The sequence below is a fragment of the Pseudomonas sp. HMSC066A08 genome, from assembly GCF_001813025.1.
Classification (GTDB): Bacteria; Pseudomonadota; Gammaproteobacteria; order Pseudomonadales; family Pseudomonadaceae; genus Pseudomonas; species Pseudomonas aeruginosa.
In genome coordinates, this window is the sequence record NZ_KV811335.1 from 1 (window position 1) to 292 (window position 292).

Genomic DNA, 292 nt, shown 5'->3' on the forward strand with positions numbered 1-292 from the left:
GGGGCTAGCCGCGTGTGGCAGACCCTGCGCATCGAGCGCCACTATCCGGGAGGTTCCTGATGGCGACGGTCAATCCCTGGCGTCGGTTCATCGGGCTCTTACCGGGCGGCGCGCGCACGGTGGGGGAGGTGATCGACGTCGACGAGGGCGCCGGCACCTGCCGCGTCCGCCTGCGAAACAACGTCGTGATCGCGGCTCGGGGCAGGGCGGTGCCGGCCGGGCAGATGGCGTTCATCAGCGATGGCCTGGTGACCGGGCCGGCGCCGCAGCTCCCCCAGTTCGATATCGAGGT

Annotated in this window: 1 protein-coding gene; it reads left to right on the plus strand. The window is 70.9% G+C overall.

Going from position 1 to position 292, the window contains the following annotated elements; genetic code table 11:
* Positions 1–59: 59 nt before the first annotated feature.
* Positions 60–292: hypothetical protein (locus HMPREF2886_RS22885; protein WP_058172520.1), on the plus strand; the 233-nt coding region annotated here is incomplete at its 3' end.